This window comes from Dyadobacter sp. HNCC25DJ186 (genome assembly GCF_056895235.1).
Genome location: NZ_JBXHAS010000005.1, coordinates 405324 through 419633, shown reverse-complemented (window position 1 = coordinate 419633; position 14310 = coordinate 405324). Strand labels below are relative to the sequence as shown.

Genomic DNA, 14310 nt, shown 5'->3' with positions numbered 1-14310 from the left:
TAAAAGGCATACTAAACCGGCACTATAATTTATTGAACAATAATTATTTTCTTGGTTTTCTTATAATCTCCGGCTTGCACAGACAATATATACATTCCGTTTGTAAGAAGAGACAGATCAATAAATCTTCTTTCATTAAAATTCAGCGACGAGTATGTACGTAAAAGTCTGCCGTTCAGATCAAAAATTTGTACTGTCGCATTTTCCAGGTCCGCAATTGTTTCCACGGTAAAAGCTCCGTCGTTACTCGGGTTTGGGTAAACACTTAATTCGCCGCCTGTCATATCCAGTGTAAAGATAAACGGATCAGAAAATTCTGAAAAGCAAGTCAATGTCTGGCTGTAAATAACGGTATTGTTTACGACGTAACTTCCGGATTGGATTGCCTTAAGGGTAACACCATTTTCACTGAGGTTGGCACCGTTAAGCTGCCAAACATGGTTCCCGTCATTGATATTGTTTTCTGCCATCAATGTAAAAGTCCCAACCTGGCGAATTTCAGGTTTTGATGGTAATGGTTTTACATCTACGATAATCTCCTTTGAATAAGGAGAAAAACATCCTTGTGTATCCTGCACGCGTGCCTTGTAACTTCCTGAATTACTTACAACAAGAAGATTTTTTTGCTCGCCTGTATTCCAGAAAAATGAATTTCCGTTCGAAGCCTGCAAAGTTACTTCATCGCCATCGCAGAAAGAAACTGGCCCCAAAGCCTGAACGGTAGGGGAAGGAGGAAGTGCAAGTACATTTACTCTGACCGCGTTTGAGGGATCTGAATAACAGGTAAATTCATTAATGGTTTTGACAAAATAATCTCCCGATGTATTAATGTTTACCGATTTGGTTTCAGCACCATTGCTCCACACGTATTTTGCTGCATCATTGGACTGCAGGTTAACGCTGGCATCGGCACAGAAAGTTGTAGGTCCGCCAGCGGTAATAACGGGTTTTGGAGGTAATGGATTTACGGTTACCCTGATACTTGCGGTCGGAACGGACAAACATCCATTGGCATCCTTCGCGGATACAAAATAATTTCCCGAACTCCTGATTTCAACTTCCCGGCTCGTTCCGCCATTGCTCCATTGATAAGCATACGTTTGGCTGCTTTGAAGGGTCGTATAGTCCCTTTCACAAAAAGTAGTTGGTCTTAAAGCAGCAAGAGTCGGCGTTGCCGGTAATGGATTTACCTTCGTCGTAACCGGATCAGATGTAGACTCACAGCCATTTCCGTCACGTTGTTTTAAGCTGAATGTTCCTGCTGTCGTGATCGTTATCGCTTTCGTAGTCGCATTTGTTGTCCAGATATTGCCGGTATCATAATTTGATGTCATCACTACATTTTCACCTTCACAAAACGTTGCTGGGCGACTAAGGCCGATGATCGGTTTGGCTGGTAATGCATTAACCTTCACCGTTACGGGATCCGAATCCGGTGAAAAACACCCAAAATTATCCACAGCTTTTACCCGAAAATCTCCTGAGACTTTTACAGCAATTGTTGCGTCAGTTGCCCCGTTTGACCATACACTTTTAACATTTGAACTGGATTTTAAACTAACAGTTCCTCCGTCACAAAAGGTTAGCGGGCCAGTAACTGCAATGCTTGGCTTGTCGGGTAGCGGAGAAGTCAGCACGGTAATCGCCGTTTTCGCAGATGCTGTTTCGCAGCCATATGCGTTTTTGGTCGTGACAAAATACTCACCGCCTGTTGTTATGGTTAGTCTGTCACTGGTTTGACCGGTATTCCACTTCAAATTTTCTGAGGTGTTTGAAATTAAAGTTGCGGTGTTGCCTTTACAAACCGGATTACTACCCTCCAAAGTCAAGATCGGCGCAGCAGGTTGGATAGGTTGGTTGATTTTTATTTCAGGAGAGAAAATAATATTTCCGTTTCCGTCTCTTCCCCTGGCCCGGAAGTTCCCGTTGCCAACCTGAATATTGGCAGATTGCTGTCCGTTATTCCAGCTAACAGAAGAAACGCCCGCACCGCTTACTGAAAGGTTTAAATTATTATTTCCTGCACATGAAGCAGCTATTTTCAAAGGACTAACTGCCTTATACGGTTCAGAACTTGCGAAAAAATTATCATTTAACTGCGTATTCCAGGCCTCGGCCAACTGTGTTAAACCTGCATTTTGGAAATGGACGCCGTCTACCCTTGGGATTTGGATAAGGTCTGTATTCGGTCCTGTATAAACATTCGGGACCCTTGCGATCACCTGTTTTTGTGCTTCAATAATTTTAGGATTTGCTCCCTTTTCAGATCCATAGGTCGTCAGACTGACCATCCAGGAAACATTTTTTCCGGATTCATTCCTTGAAGTTTGAATGACTTTGGTCAGGTCACTAATGTAAGACGCCATGGTGCTGCTTTGATCAGTCGACTCGGCTTCACCCTGAAACCATAAGACAGCTCTGATACCGGTCATGGGCACGTATGTCTGGAATACGGATCGTAAAAAATTGTAGGGTGCTCCATTGGGATAGAAAGCTTCACCATTGTAAACCGAGTGAGCCGTTCCATCGATACTTTCACGCCAGTTTTTTACTGCCGAACCATACCATCCCACATTGTAAAAAAGAACAGGAACACCGAAACGGCTTACCAGTAAATCACCCAGTTTTCCCCATGACCAGGCTGAGTTACCTCTCGGTGCGATGTAAGAATCGGAATCCAGATGTGAAAATTCCGGATAATCCAGGTCATTATTTGGTCTGTTGTTGTAGTATGAATTAATACAGTTTACGCGGTCGTCTCCCGCTCCGGGTCCGCCATAATTCTTGTATCCCTGAGCATTGGACTGTCCACTGATCAGAAATACTTCGCCAATTCCTACTTTTGATATTTGTGCTGAACCCACGAGCTGATCTCCATTCCAGCCTCTTACCTGAAGTTCATACCAGCCACCTGTGGCATCAATACTTCCGGAATAAACACCGCCCTGCAGATTTGACTGTATCGTCACCCAATTTGTCGACGATCCGCCGTTAACAGCGTTTAACCTGGCTTCAACACGATCAATGATTTTGGTATAACTGCCTGCAATATAGATCGTGGCGTTGTTGTTTTTGTCCCGCTGAAAAACAGCTCTATTGGATGGGTAATCAATGTTAACTTGTCCAAAGGCGGGAAATATTCCCAGGCATATAAATAGTGTGGTGCTGAAAAAATGCAATAAACTGTGTTTCATGAAATGGGAAGAACTCAATGGGACATTAACATCTTGGACACAAATAAGTAACAAAGGGTTGCTTTCTTAAATAAAATAATTCAAAAAATTTATCCAACGGAACAATATTTGAATTATCCAACGGGATTAGCCTCGCTCAACAGCGACCAGATATTATCTTTCAATTGATCAATCCCTTCCTGGGTCATGGATGAAATGAAGGTCGTAGAAATATCTTTAGGCAATTTTTTAGCCAATTCTTCACGTTCTTCGTCCATCAACATATCTACTTTTGAAATCGCAAGCAGACGATGTTTGTCCAGAAGTGACGGATTATATAATTGCAATTCATTAACCAGCGTATTATACTCTGCTTCAATATCTTCGCTGTCTGCCGGAACCATGAAAAGAAGAATTGAATTTCTTTCAATATGGCGAAGGAACCTTAATCCGAGGCCTTTGCCCTGAGATGCGCCTTCAATAATTCCCGGAATATCCGCCATTACAAAGGATCTGTAATCACGATAGGAAACAACACCAAGATTTGGAACGAGGGTTGTAAACGGATAATCGGCAATTTCAGGACGGGCCGCTGACACTACAGAAAGCAAGGTAGATTTTCCGGCATTGGGGAAACCAACCAAACCTACATCAGCCAGTACTTTTAATTCAAGGATAATCCATGATTCCAACGAAGGGTCGCCGGTTTGGGCGTGTTGGGGAGTCTGGTTTGTAGCGGATTTGAAATGATCATTTCCCAGGCCACCTCTTCCGCCTTTCATCAGAATTACTTCCTGGCCATCTTCCGTAATTTCAAGAATTTGTTCTCCGGTTTCTACGTCTCTGGCGATTGTTCCCAGCGGTACTTCGAGGATAATGTCCTTTCCGTCAGCACCTTTCCTTCTTCCGCCTTCTCCACCTTTACCGTCAAAAGCACGAATGTGTTTGGTATATTTCAAGTGTAAAAGTGTCCATACCTGTGTGGTGCCTTTTAAAATAACGTGACCGCCACGCCCGCCGTCTCCTCCGTCGGGACCACCTTTTTCAACGTGTTTTTCACGACGAAAGTGTAATGCCCCTGCGCCACCTGCGCCGGAACGAACATTTATTTTTACGTAATCTATAAAGTTGGAAGATGCCATACCCTGCTACCGATTTATGCTTAAATTAAAAATTGTGAAGTGTAATTTACGTTGTTGTTTTTACAGCAAAAAGGTGCAGAAATCAGGTTCGAAAAACCTCCCTATCCACACCTTTTTCAAAACGTTGTTATGCCTGTTCAATCGCACCTGTGATACCTTCGAAAATCGTTTCGATTTCGCCGATACCGTTGATCGCTATATATTTTCCCTGTGCCTGATAATAGTCAGCCACCGGTTTTGTTTTACTGTTGTATTCATGGATACGTTTGCTGATCAGTGCTTCGTTCTGATCGTCCGGTCTGCCGGAAGTTTTTCCACGGTTTAGCAGACGGGCAAGTAATTCATTGTCGTCAACAACAAGTGCCACCATGACTGAAATGCTCTCGTTATAACTTGCCAGCAATGCATCCAGCGCTTCTGATTGTGCAACCGTTCTTGGAAAACCATCAAAAATAAATCCCGGAGCTCCTTTGTGTTCTTTCAATTTGTTGTCGATCATTCCGATCACAACTTCATCGGGAACCAATAATCCCTGATCCATTAAGGTTTTTGCCCTAAGTCCTAATTCGGTGCCTCCCTGAATTTCTGAACGAAGCAAGTCGCCGGTAGAAAGGTGAATGAGTTTGTATTTTGCTATAATTTTCTCACTTTGAGTGCCTTTTCCAGCACCCGGAGGACCAAATAGTATAAGATTCAGCATAGTTGCTTAGTGAAACAAATTTTGGACAAATTGACGGTTTGGATGCAAATTTACAATTACTTAATACATGTCAGTGCTATTGTCACGATTTTTTCCAATAAAAAATCCTCTTAATCATTACTAATCAAGAGGACTAACATGAAAAAGGCCAAAAAGTTACTCTATAACAATGCGCTTTACTGCACCGTCTTCATTTTGTGTAACTGTCACAAAAAGAGTGCCTTTTGAATTTTTCTTAATATCAATTTGTCCGACAAAATTGCCGCTGAAATCTTTGATTTCTTTCCTGCCAACTTCCTTCCCTTTGGTATCAGAAATAATAATATTCACATCCCCTTTCTGCGGAACAAAGAATCGTAGGTTAAGTGTGCCATTGTCAGGATTGTTCGGATAGGCAGATAATTCCCTTACGGTTGAAGCTTTTGCAACCTCGCTGGTCCAAAAATCACCCATGCGTTCGCCGAAGCGATTTCCAAAGTTTTCCATGTCCCGCATCATGATTTTCGCCTTCGGCCTGAATTCTCTTTCGATACTCCGTGTCTTGTCCCTTAATTCATCAAAATTGAAATCATGATTGAAATTATATGCGAAGACATCAGCATCCTCAGATTTATGATGATCTTTCACGCGACGTCTCCGCTCACTTGTATTTCCTTTGCCATCGTCAACGCTTATTGTGACCTGGCTTTTTCCTTTTGAATCGATTTTTAATGAATCAAGTGCTTTGTCCACAAACTCTTCCCGGTCGGAGTTCGACATTTCGGGTACTTCATAGTTTTTTTCGATGGTTTTACTTTTGCCGTCCTTATCTTCCGTAACCTTGATACGGATGGATGTTTTATTCTGATCTCCCTTTTTCGACTGTGCGAAGGCTTCATTAGTCAGGGAAAGTGTACCGGCGACGAGTGCCGATAATGCGATTTTGGATAGGATGCCCGGTGTCATAGTGTTCTATTGGTTTGTTTTTTAGATGATTACAAAATTAATTATACCTTAAACGGAGCGCTGTTAAATTTTGTTAAAATCAGAAACGGCTACTCAGGATAAGTTAAATTTGTCTTGTGGTATAAAGTCGCAATAAAAAAAGCAACGTTGCATCGGTAAGTGAGCAAAAGATTCAGAAGTAAATGACGAAGCGGAAAATTCAGATTATTATTGGTTTAATGTGCCTGGCGCTTATTGGTCTGATCGGTTTTCAGTGGTACTGGATACGTGAAGCCATAGCGATCAAAAATGAACAATTCAACAATAAGGTTGCAGAGTCTGTGCAGGAAGTGGTGCACCGGTTGGAGAAACAGGAAATGATGTATCTGCTTCAGCAGCGTATTGAGACAGAACAGCAAAAAGATAAATTGAACCGGATTACGCAGTTAAGGGAAATGCCTGTAAAAAGAACGGCACCGAAAGCCAATTCGAAAAAACAGGCTACGGCAGTTTCTGTGCCACCAAGTATTCAGGTTTTTATTGCGCCTAATGGTGAAGAGATTCACTATCAGGTGCTTGCAGAAGCTGCGCCATCGGATGTTTTAAGCCCGAATTTCAGGATCATGATGGACCATCAGCAGCAAATTATCGAAGAGTTTTTCCAGGCGCAACGTTTCGGCGCAGAAGGCATGGATGAATTTATGCGCAGACGACTTGAAGATGAAAAGAAGTTGGGGACTGCTTTTCAGGAAGTTTTTCCGAACCAGAAAAGCGCTGTTAAAAATCAAAATCAGTATAACGGCGAATCTTTAAATAATCAGGTTGAATATTATAAATCAAATCCGGCAGTTAAAAAATCTTCCAGTCTGGCTGGAACAAAACCGCTGATCAACGGTAAGTCAAAAGATCTCGATCGTGCAGATTTGCTTCGTGAGGTAATGAAGGATCTGATGTATACCAAGCGGCCGATCCAGGAACGCGTCAACCGTTTTTTACTCGATACATTGTTGAGAAAAGAACTTACTGAAAAAGGTATAACCCTGCCATTTGAATTTGCTGTCCAGGCGAATGCGAACAATGGAATGATCTTCTCCACAGCAAGTTTAAAATCCAACGAATGGCAGCAGCGCTCCTATAAGGCTTCTCTTTTTCCGAACGAAACTTTACAGGGCAATAACCTATTATTCGTGTTTTTTCCTGATCAGCAGAAATATATTCTCAATGATATGGGCGTGATGTTCGGCGGCTCCGGTATTTTGATCGTAGTAATAATGGCTTGTTTTTACATGGCCGTTTCTACCATTCTTCACCAGAAAAAACTTTCGGATATCAAGAATGATTTTATCAACAACATGACCCACGAATTTAAAACGCCGATTTCGACGATCGCGCTGGCTGCTGATATGGCGCAGGAAAATTCAAGGTCGGCAGGAAATGAGGCTTCTCCCCGAATGACGCGTTATCTCGGGATTATCCGGGAAGAAAATAAACGGCTTGGCGCGCATGTTGAAAAAGTATTGCAAATGGCACTGCTTGACAAAGGGCATGTGAAACTGAAACGAAGTGACGCCAATATTCATGATCTGATCGAAAAAGTATTGAACAGCCTGAGTGTTCAGATCGAGCAGAAAGAAGGAGGACTGGAACTGGAATTTGAAGCAGTCGACGAGGTTATTTCCTGCGATGAACTTCACATTTCCAATATTCTGAATAACCTGTTGGATAATGCTATTAAATATTCCCCGGAAAAATTACACCTGACTGTCAGGACGGAAAATGAAAGTAACGGTGTCACCATTTCCATTACCGATCAAGGTCTCGGGATGAGCAAAGATCAGATACACCGGATTTTTGATACCTTTTATCGTGTTCCTACGGGTAATGTGCACGACGTGAAAGGTTTTGGTCTGGGGTTGAGTTATGTCAAAAAAATGGTGGAAGCACATGAGGGTACCGTTAGCGTTCAAAGTCGTCCGGGCCATGGCAGTACATTTATCTTGTGGCTTCCGGCAGCTCCTTCCGATCAATAAATATTTCCGGATCAGGTATTAATCTCCTAGCGTTCACGTGAAAATCTCGCTTTCAAGTGATAACTTGCCATCTTTTTAAGACTGCAATTGTTTACAACGCCCATATTTTACAAAAAGAATGATCTCGAAAACCTACGCGCCGCAAGAGATAGAAGATAAATGGTATAGCTACTGGATCGAAAATAAGTTTTTTAGTTCAAAGCCAAATCCCGATAAAGAGCCTTACACCATCGTAATTCCGCCGCCCAATGTGACGGGTGTTTTGCACATGGGACACATGCTAAACAATACGATTCAGGACATTCTGATCCGGAAGGCGCGGATGGAAGGTAAAGAAGCTTGCTGGGTTCCCGGTACTGACCATGCGTCAATTGCTACCGAAGCGAAAGTCGTTGCGATGCTTAAAGAACGCGGTATCGCTAAACGTGATCTTTCCCGCGATGAATTTTTAGAATATTGCTGGGAATGGACGCACAAATACGGAGGTATCATTTTGCAGCAATTGCGTAAACTGGGAGCTTCCTGCGACTGGGATCGTACGGCTTTCACCATGGATCCGGATCTTTATGATTCTGTGATCGATGTATTTATTGATTTATACAAAAAAGGAGATATTTACCGCGGTCACCGGATGGTTAACTGGGACCCGCAGGCACGTACGACCGTTTCTGATGAAGAGGTCATCACAAAAGAGGTTAATCAGAAACTGGTTTATATTCGGTATGATTTGGTTGGCGGAGCCGAAGGAGAAGGGATTATCATTGCAACGACGCGCCCGGAAACGATTATGGCGGATGCGGCAATCTGTGTTAATCCGAACGACGAGCGTTATCAAAGTCTGATAGGAAAACAGGTTACAATTCCGTTGATCAATCGTGCAATTAATGTAATTGCTGATGAATACGTTGAAATGGAATTCGGTACCGGTGCGCTGAAAGTTACGCCTGCGCATGACACCAATGACTACGAATTAGGGAAAAAACACAATCTGGCCATCATTGATCTTTTAAATGAAGATGGAACGCTGAATGAAAAAGCGCAGATTCTGGTTGACGAAGACCGTTTTGTAGCGCGGAAGAAAATCATAAAATTGCTTGAAGAATCAGGAAACCTGGTTAAAAGCGAGGAATATAAGTCGAATGTTGGCCATTCGGAGCGTACCAACGCGGTGATCGAGCCAAGGATTTCGGAGCAGTGGTTTTTGAAAATGAGCCGGTTGAGCCAGCCTGCTTTGGAAAACGTGATGAATGATACCATTCAGCTGATTCCGCCAAAATTCAAAAATACTTACCGTCACTGGATGGAAAACGTGCGCGACTGGAACATCAGTCGCCAGCTTTGGTGGGGCCACAGGATTCCTGCATTTTATTTGCAGGACGGTACCGTTATCGTTGCCAAAACAAAAAATGAAGCGCTTCATATTGCCCAGCACGAATACCAGCTTTTTGCTTTAACAGAAGAAGATCTGACGCAGGATGCGGACGTTTTGGATACCTGGTTTTCTTCCTGGTTATGGCCGATTTCTGTTTTTAACGGGATCAAAGAGCCGGAAAATGAGGAGGTAAATTATTACTATCCGACAAACGACCTGGTTACAGCGCCGGAAATTTTATTCTTCTGGGTAGCGCGTATGATCATCGCCGGTTATGAATACAGAGGAACTTTTCCATTCAAAAATGTATATCTGACCGGTATCGTTCGGGATAAGCAGGGACGGAAAATGTCAAAATCGCTGGGAAATTCTCCTGATCCGATTGATCTCATTGACCAGTATGGCGCAGACGGAATTCGGACAGGTATGCTTTTCAGCTCTCCCGCCGGAAACGATTTGCCCTACGATGAAAAACTGGTTGAGCAGGGAAGAAATTTCTGTAACAAAATATGGAATGCCTTCCGTCTGGTAAAAGGATGGACCGTAGATTCATCGCTTCCGACGCCGGAAGGATCTGCGTTGGCTGTCAAGTGGTTTGATAGTAAATTAAACCAGACACTGGCAGAAGTGCAGGATCATTTTGCAAAATTCCGTATCTCGGATTCGTTGAATTCGGTTTATAAATTAATCTGGGATGATTTCTGTGCACAGTATCTTGAAATGATCAAACCGGGTTTTGAACAGCCGATTGATGCAGAAACCTTCGAAGCAACGCTTGAATTTTTTGACAAACTGATGCGCCTTGCCCATCCGTATATGCCATTTATTTCCGAGGAAATCTGGCAGAACATTCGTGAGCGTCAGGAAAAAGAAAGTATCTGTGTGGCGGAATTCCCGGCAGCAGGTGCTGTTGACATTTCGCTCCTGGCTAATTTTGAAGTGCTTTTCGAACTGATCTCTGCTGTCAGAAATCTTAGAAATACAAAAAACATCAGCCCGAAAGTAGAACTTCCACTGGCAGTCAAAAGTGACCAGCCTGAGCTTTATAAAGGATTGGAAACATTGGTAAGAAAACTTGCGAACGTAGCTGAAATTAATTTTGTGACTGAGCAAGCACCCGGAATGTCATTCCTGATCCGTTCTGACGAATTTTTTATTAATCTGGAAGGAGAGATTGATGTGGAAGCTGAACGTGAGAATCTTACGAAAGAATTGGCTTATACCGAAGGCTTCCTGAGTTCTGTTGCTAAAAAACTGTCGAATGAGCGTTTTGTTCAAAATGCAAATGCTGATGTTGTTGAAAAAGAAAGACAAAAAATGGCAGATGCCGAGGCGAAAATTGTGACCTTGAAAGAAGCTTTGGTCCGATTGGGATAATTGTCGAACTTAATAATATTGAAAAAATGGCGCTGGAAACGATTTGTTTCAGCGCCATTTTTGTTGGTATCTGGTTTTGTAAAACAATATTATTACATCTAAAAATTATTTCCGTTAGATAAATTCATAGAGAAAATTCAATGATAGAAGGTCTGCTGATTTTGAAGAAACTTCTGATTTACGTCATGCGTTTCCTTGAAATAATTTTAAAATTTATCGTAAAAAAATCGCCGACGATCTAATAAATAATTCACCCTGAACGACGTATATTGGTAAATTTCTACTTGAAAAATATATCCATTTACTTGCTGATTTGTCCGAAAAGTATTTGAAATTTGATACAAAAGGGGTGGAATTCAGGTATCAAAAACTTGTTCGTATTAAATCGGGATGTCATGGAAACAAAAATTGAGCAGGAGCTAGCTTTGCCGGTAGGGGTGACGCTGGATCGGTATATTATGCACAGTCAGAGTGCTTTTCCTTATGCTACGGGGGAGCTTTCGCAACTGCTCAGGGATATTGCGCTGGCAGGAAAAATCATCAATCGGGAAGTAAATAAGGCTGGTCTGATAGACGTAACCGGTGCCAACGGAACAGAAAATATTCAGGGTGAAAATCAGCAAAAACTGGATATTATCGCCAACATCCGTTTTATACGAGCATTGAAAAATGGCGGAGAAGTCTGCGCAATCCTTTCCGAAGAAGACGAACATATTATCCATACAGGCAATGACCATGGAAAATATGTCGTAGCCATAGATCCCTTGGATGGTTCGTCTAATATTGACGTCAATGTATCAATCGGTACAATTTTTTCGATCTACCGGCGCATCACACCGATTAAATCTCCTGCAACAATGGATGATTTTTTGCAAGGCGGGCGCAAACAGATCGCGGCCGGTTATATTCTTTACGGCTCTTCCACGATGCTGGTTTATTCAACCGGAGATGGTGTAAATGGTTTTACCTATGATCACTCGCTCGGTGAGTTTATCCTTTCGCACAAAAATATTACCTCGCCTGCGAATGGTACGATTTATTCTGTAAACGAAGGAAACTATAACAGCTATTCTGCATCAACACAAAAATACATAACCGACTGTAAAAGAAATTGTTACAGCGCAAGATATATCGGATCGCTGGTTGGTGATTTCCACCGGAATCTTTTAAAAGGAGGAATTTATTTGTATCCAGCCACGGCAAAAGATCCAAAAGGAAAGCTGCGTCTGCTCTACGAATGTTACCCACTGGCCTTTATTGCTGAGAAATCAGGCGGTAAAGCAAGTGATGGTTTCAGAGATATTCTGGATATTGTCCCGTCCGATTTCCATCAGCGTTCTCCAATTTATGTGGGCTCCGTTACCATGGTCGATGAAGCTATAAAGGCGTAAGTTATGGAAGCTCATTTTTGTTTTCGTACCTTTGCGCGATGCAAACTACGCAAAATAAATTTGAGCTATTTAAGCTTAACCGTCAATTACTCAATGCCATTGAAGAAGCAGGTTACGCGGAGCCTACACCGATTCAAGAGCAGGCAATCCCGCTTGCACTAGCCGGACAGGATATTTTAGGCATAGCACAGACCGGGACAGGGAAGACTGCGGCTTACGCCTTGCCATTACTTATGCGCATAAAATATGCGCAGGGAGAGCACCCGCGTGCCCTGATTCTCGCACCAACACGTGAGCTGGCCATGCAGATCTCGGATGCCATTATTCAGCTCAGTAAATATACAGACATACGGACCGTCGTTCTCTTTGGAGGAATTGGCCCGAAAGCGCAGATCGATGCAATCCGTAAAGGTGTTGATATTATTGTGGCAACACCGGGAAGGTTTATGGACCTGTATCTGAAAGAAGAGATTGTTGTGAAACATATCAACTGCATGGTGCTGGATGAGGCGGATAAAATGATGGATATGGGTTTCATGCCACAGATCCGTCGTTTTCTGGAAATCCTCCCTCGCAAACGTCAGAATATGCTTTTTTCTGCCACTTTTTCTGATAAGGTTGAACGCCTTTCTTTCGAGTTTTTAGAGTATCCTACACGTATAGAAGTTACGCCACAAGCGACGACAGCGGAAATGGTAACGCAGGTACTTTACGAACTGCCGAATTTCCGGACTAAAATAAATCTGCTTACGCATTTATTGAAAGACGAGGAGAAATTTATCCGCGTTTTGATATTTACACGAAGCCGCGAGGTGGCTGGGCAGGTACACAGTTATTTGTTAAATACCGTTGTCCAAGAAAATGCACTTCGGGTAATTCATGCCAACAAGGGACAGAACACCAGAACAAATGCGATGGATGCTTTCCGTGAAGGTGCTGTTCGCGTAATGGTTGCCACAGATGTTGTTGCCCGCGGAATTGATATTACCGAAGTAAGTCACGTGATTAATTTCGACGTTCCTTTGATCTATGAAGACTATGTGCATAGAATTGGAAGAACCGGCCGCGCGAATACCGTTGGGCAGGCGATCACTTTTATGACTGCCGCCGATGAATACCATATAGCGAAGATCGAAAAAATGATCCGTATGGAAATTCCACGCGAAAAATTACCGGAAGATCTGGACATTATGAAAACGCCGGTTGATGAGCGTCAAATGATGCTGAGAGAAATTGATAATCAGAAGAGAAAAGAGGATCCGACGTTTCTGGGTGCATTCCATGAAAAAAAGAATGCGCATTTGTTTAAACCTAAACCTGTGTCGAAGGGTAAGGATACAGGTCGTCGAAGTACTGCTACGAAGCGAAGTAAACGTAAATAATACAATACGATATCCAATATTTCCGTTTAACTTGGACAATAGAAAAACCTGTTTCTCTATTTTTAATTTATGAAAGAATCCGTTGTTATTTGGTTTGCTCTTTTAATTCCTGCTCTTGGGTTCGCTCAGGAAAAACATTTGGCAAGTGCGTCACCAGTTTCTGATACGAATATTTCGCAAAAAAGGCCATTGGAATTAAAGGAGAGACGTGTAGTACCGTTGTTTGGAGAAGGAAGCAAAAGCTCCGAACAGATTGACGAAGAAATACGCTTTTTGAGTGATTGCGACAAATCATTTAGCAGCAGACCAGAAGCAAGTAGTTTCTTTTCTGCCCGCGCCTGGGAATATTTGCAGGAAGGTTCTCTTGACACTGCCTGTTATCGTTTCAATCTTGCCCATCTGTTAAATGACAAAAATGTCGAAGCGTATTGGGGATTGGGCGTGGTGTGTTATCAAAGAGAAAATTGGGTGGATGCAAAACGTATGCTCAGCCGTGGTGTAAATCTTCAGTCCAATAACGTGCCATTGTTAGTTGATCTTTCGACGGTTGACCTGAAACTTTATGCGATGAATAAGGGACAGGAAGAGTTGGATGAGGCTTATAGATTATTGGAAGACGCAGTTGCGCTGGATTCCACTTATGCCTTGGGTCAATATAATTTGGCCCTGGTGCATTTCAACCGGAATGAACCTGAAAAATCCTGGGAGCATCTTCACAAAGGAAGAAATCTGGATTTTAATCAGATCAATTTTGAATTCGTAGAATTATTAAAAGCAAAACTTCCTGATCCGCAGGGGTTTTTCAAATAAGATAGTAGA

Annotated in this window: 9 protein-coding genes; 5 read left to right on the top strand and 4 right to left on the bottom strand. The window is 42.5% G+C overall.

Translation table 11 applies throughout. The features are described from left to right. Positions 1 to 29: 29 nt before the first annotated feature. The 4 genes from AC1XUO_RS17835 to AC1XUO_RS17820 all read right to left on the bottom strand — a co-directional run bounded on the left by AC1XUO_RS17835 (position 30) and on the right by AC1XUO_RS17820 (position 5960). Positions 30 to 3194 carry a T9SS type A sorting domain-containing protein gene (locus tag AC1XUO_RS17835; protein ID WP_483331130.1) on the bottom strand — a complete coding sequence of 1055 codons (3165 nt, stop codon included), beginning with the start codon at positions 3192 to 3194 and terminating at the stop codon, positions 30 to 32. 113 nt (positions 3195 to 3307) lie between these two features. Continuing rightward, positions 3308 to 4315 (bottom strand): GTPase ObgE, encoded by a 1008-nt coding sequence (gene obgE / locus AC1XUO_RS17830; RefSeq protein ID WP_483331129.1) that lies wholly within the window; start codon positions 4313 to 4315, stop codon positions 3308 to 3310. A 127-nt stretch (positions 4316 to 4442) separates the two neighbouring features. After that, positions 4443 to 5015: an adenylate kinase gene (locus tag AC1XUO_RS17825; protein ID WP_235152279.1), complete on the bottom strand. Its 573-nt coding sequence runs from the start codon at positions 5013 to 5015 to the stop codon at positions 4443 to 4445. 156 nt (positions 5016 to 5171) lie between these two features. After that, positions 5172 to 5960 carry a T9SS type A sorting domain-containing protein gene (locus AC1XUO_RS17820; RefSeq protein ID WP_483331128.1) on the bottom strand — a complete coding sequence of 263 codons (789 nt, stop codon included), beginning with the start codon at positions 5958 to 5960 and terminating at the stop codon, positions 5172 to 5174. Between the two features lie 182 nt (positions 5961 to 6142). Between AC1XUO_RS17820 and AC1XUO_RS17815 the strand changes: the two genes are divergently transcribed. The 5 genes from AC1XUO_RS17815 to AC1XUO_RS17795 all read left to right on the top strand — a co-directional run bounded on the left by AC1XUO_RS17815 (position 6143) and on the right by AC1XUO_RS17795 (position 14301). Continuing rightward, positions 6143 to 7969, top strand: coding sequence for a sensor histidine kinase (locus AC1XUO_RS17815; protein ID WP_483331127.1), 1827 nt, complete (start codon positions 6143 to 6145; stop codon positions 7967 to 7969). 118 nt (positions 7970 to 8087) lie between these two features. Next, positions 8088 to 10718 carry a valine--tRNA ligase gene (locus AC1XUO_RS17810; RefSeq protein WP_483331126.1) on the top strand — a complete coding sequence of 877 codons (2631 nt, stop codon included), beginning with the start codon at positions 8088 to 8090 and terminating at the stop codon, positions 10716 to 10718. Positions 10719 to 11113: 395 nt separating this feature from the next. Then, positions 11114 to 12109 (top strand): class 1 fructose-bisphosphatase, encoded by a 996-nt coding sequence (fbp, locus tag AC1XUO_RS17805; RefSeq protein WP_483331125.1) that lies wholly within the window; start codon positions 11114 to 11116, stop codon positions 12107 to 12109. 38 nt (positions 12110 to 12147) lie between these two features. Next, positions 12148 to 13491: a DEAD/DEAH box helicase gene (locus AC1XUO_RS17800; protein WP_483331124.1), complete on the top strand. Its 1344-nt coding sequence runs from the start codon at positions 12148 to 12150 to the stop codon at positions 13489 to 13491. 69 nt (positions 13492 to 13560) lie between these two features. After that, a complete protein-coding gene (locus tag AC1XUO_RS17795; RefSeq protein WP_483331123.1) occupies positions 13561 to 14301 on the top strand; it encodes a tetratricopeptide repeat protein in 741 nt (246 codons plus the stop codon). The last annotated feature ends 9 nt before the right edge of the window (positions 14302 to 14310 follow it).

What these genes read in the sequence shown, in the direction of transcription:
- AC1XUO_RS17835 (WP_483331130.1), bottom strand. Translation starts at nt 3,194, where the DNA reads ATGAAACACAGTTTATTGCATTTTTTCAGCACCACACTATTTATATGC.
- obgE (WP_483331129.1), bottom strand. Translation starts at nt 4,315, where the DNA reads ATGGCATCTTCCAACTTTATAGATTACGTAAAAATAAATGTTCGTTCC.
- AC1XUO_RS17825 (WP_235152279.1), bottom strand. Translation starts at nt 5,015, where the DNA reads ATGCTGAATCTTATACTATTTGGTCCTCCGGGTGCTGGAAAAGGCACT.
- AC1XUO_RS17820 (WP_483331128.1), bottom strand. Translation starts at nt 5,960, where the DNA reads ATGACACCGGGCATCCTATCCAAAATCGCATTATCGGCACTCGTCGCC.
- AC1XUO_RS17815 (WP_483331127.1), top strand. Translation starts at nt 6,143, where the DNA reads ATGACGAAGCGGAAAATTCAGATTATTATTGGTTTAATGTGCCTGGCG.
- AC1XUO_RS17810 (WP_483331126.1), top strand. Translation starts at nt 8,088, where the DNA reads ATGATCTCGAAAACCTACGCGCCGCAAGAGATAGAAGATAAATGGTAT.
- fbp (WP_483331125.1), top strand. Translation starts at nt 11,114, where the DNA reads ATGGAAACAAAAATTGAGCAGGAGCTAGCTTTGCCGGTAGGGGTGACG.
- AC1XUO_RS17800 (WP_483331124.1), top strand. Translation starts at nt 12,148, where the DNA reads ATGCAAACTACGCAAAATAAATTTGAGCTATTTAAGCTTAACCGTCAA.
- AC1XUO_RS17795 (WP_483331123.1), top strand. Translation starts at nt 13,561, where the DNA reads ATGAAAGAATCCGTTGTTATTTGGTTTGCTCTTTTAATTCCTGCTCTT.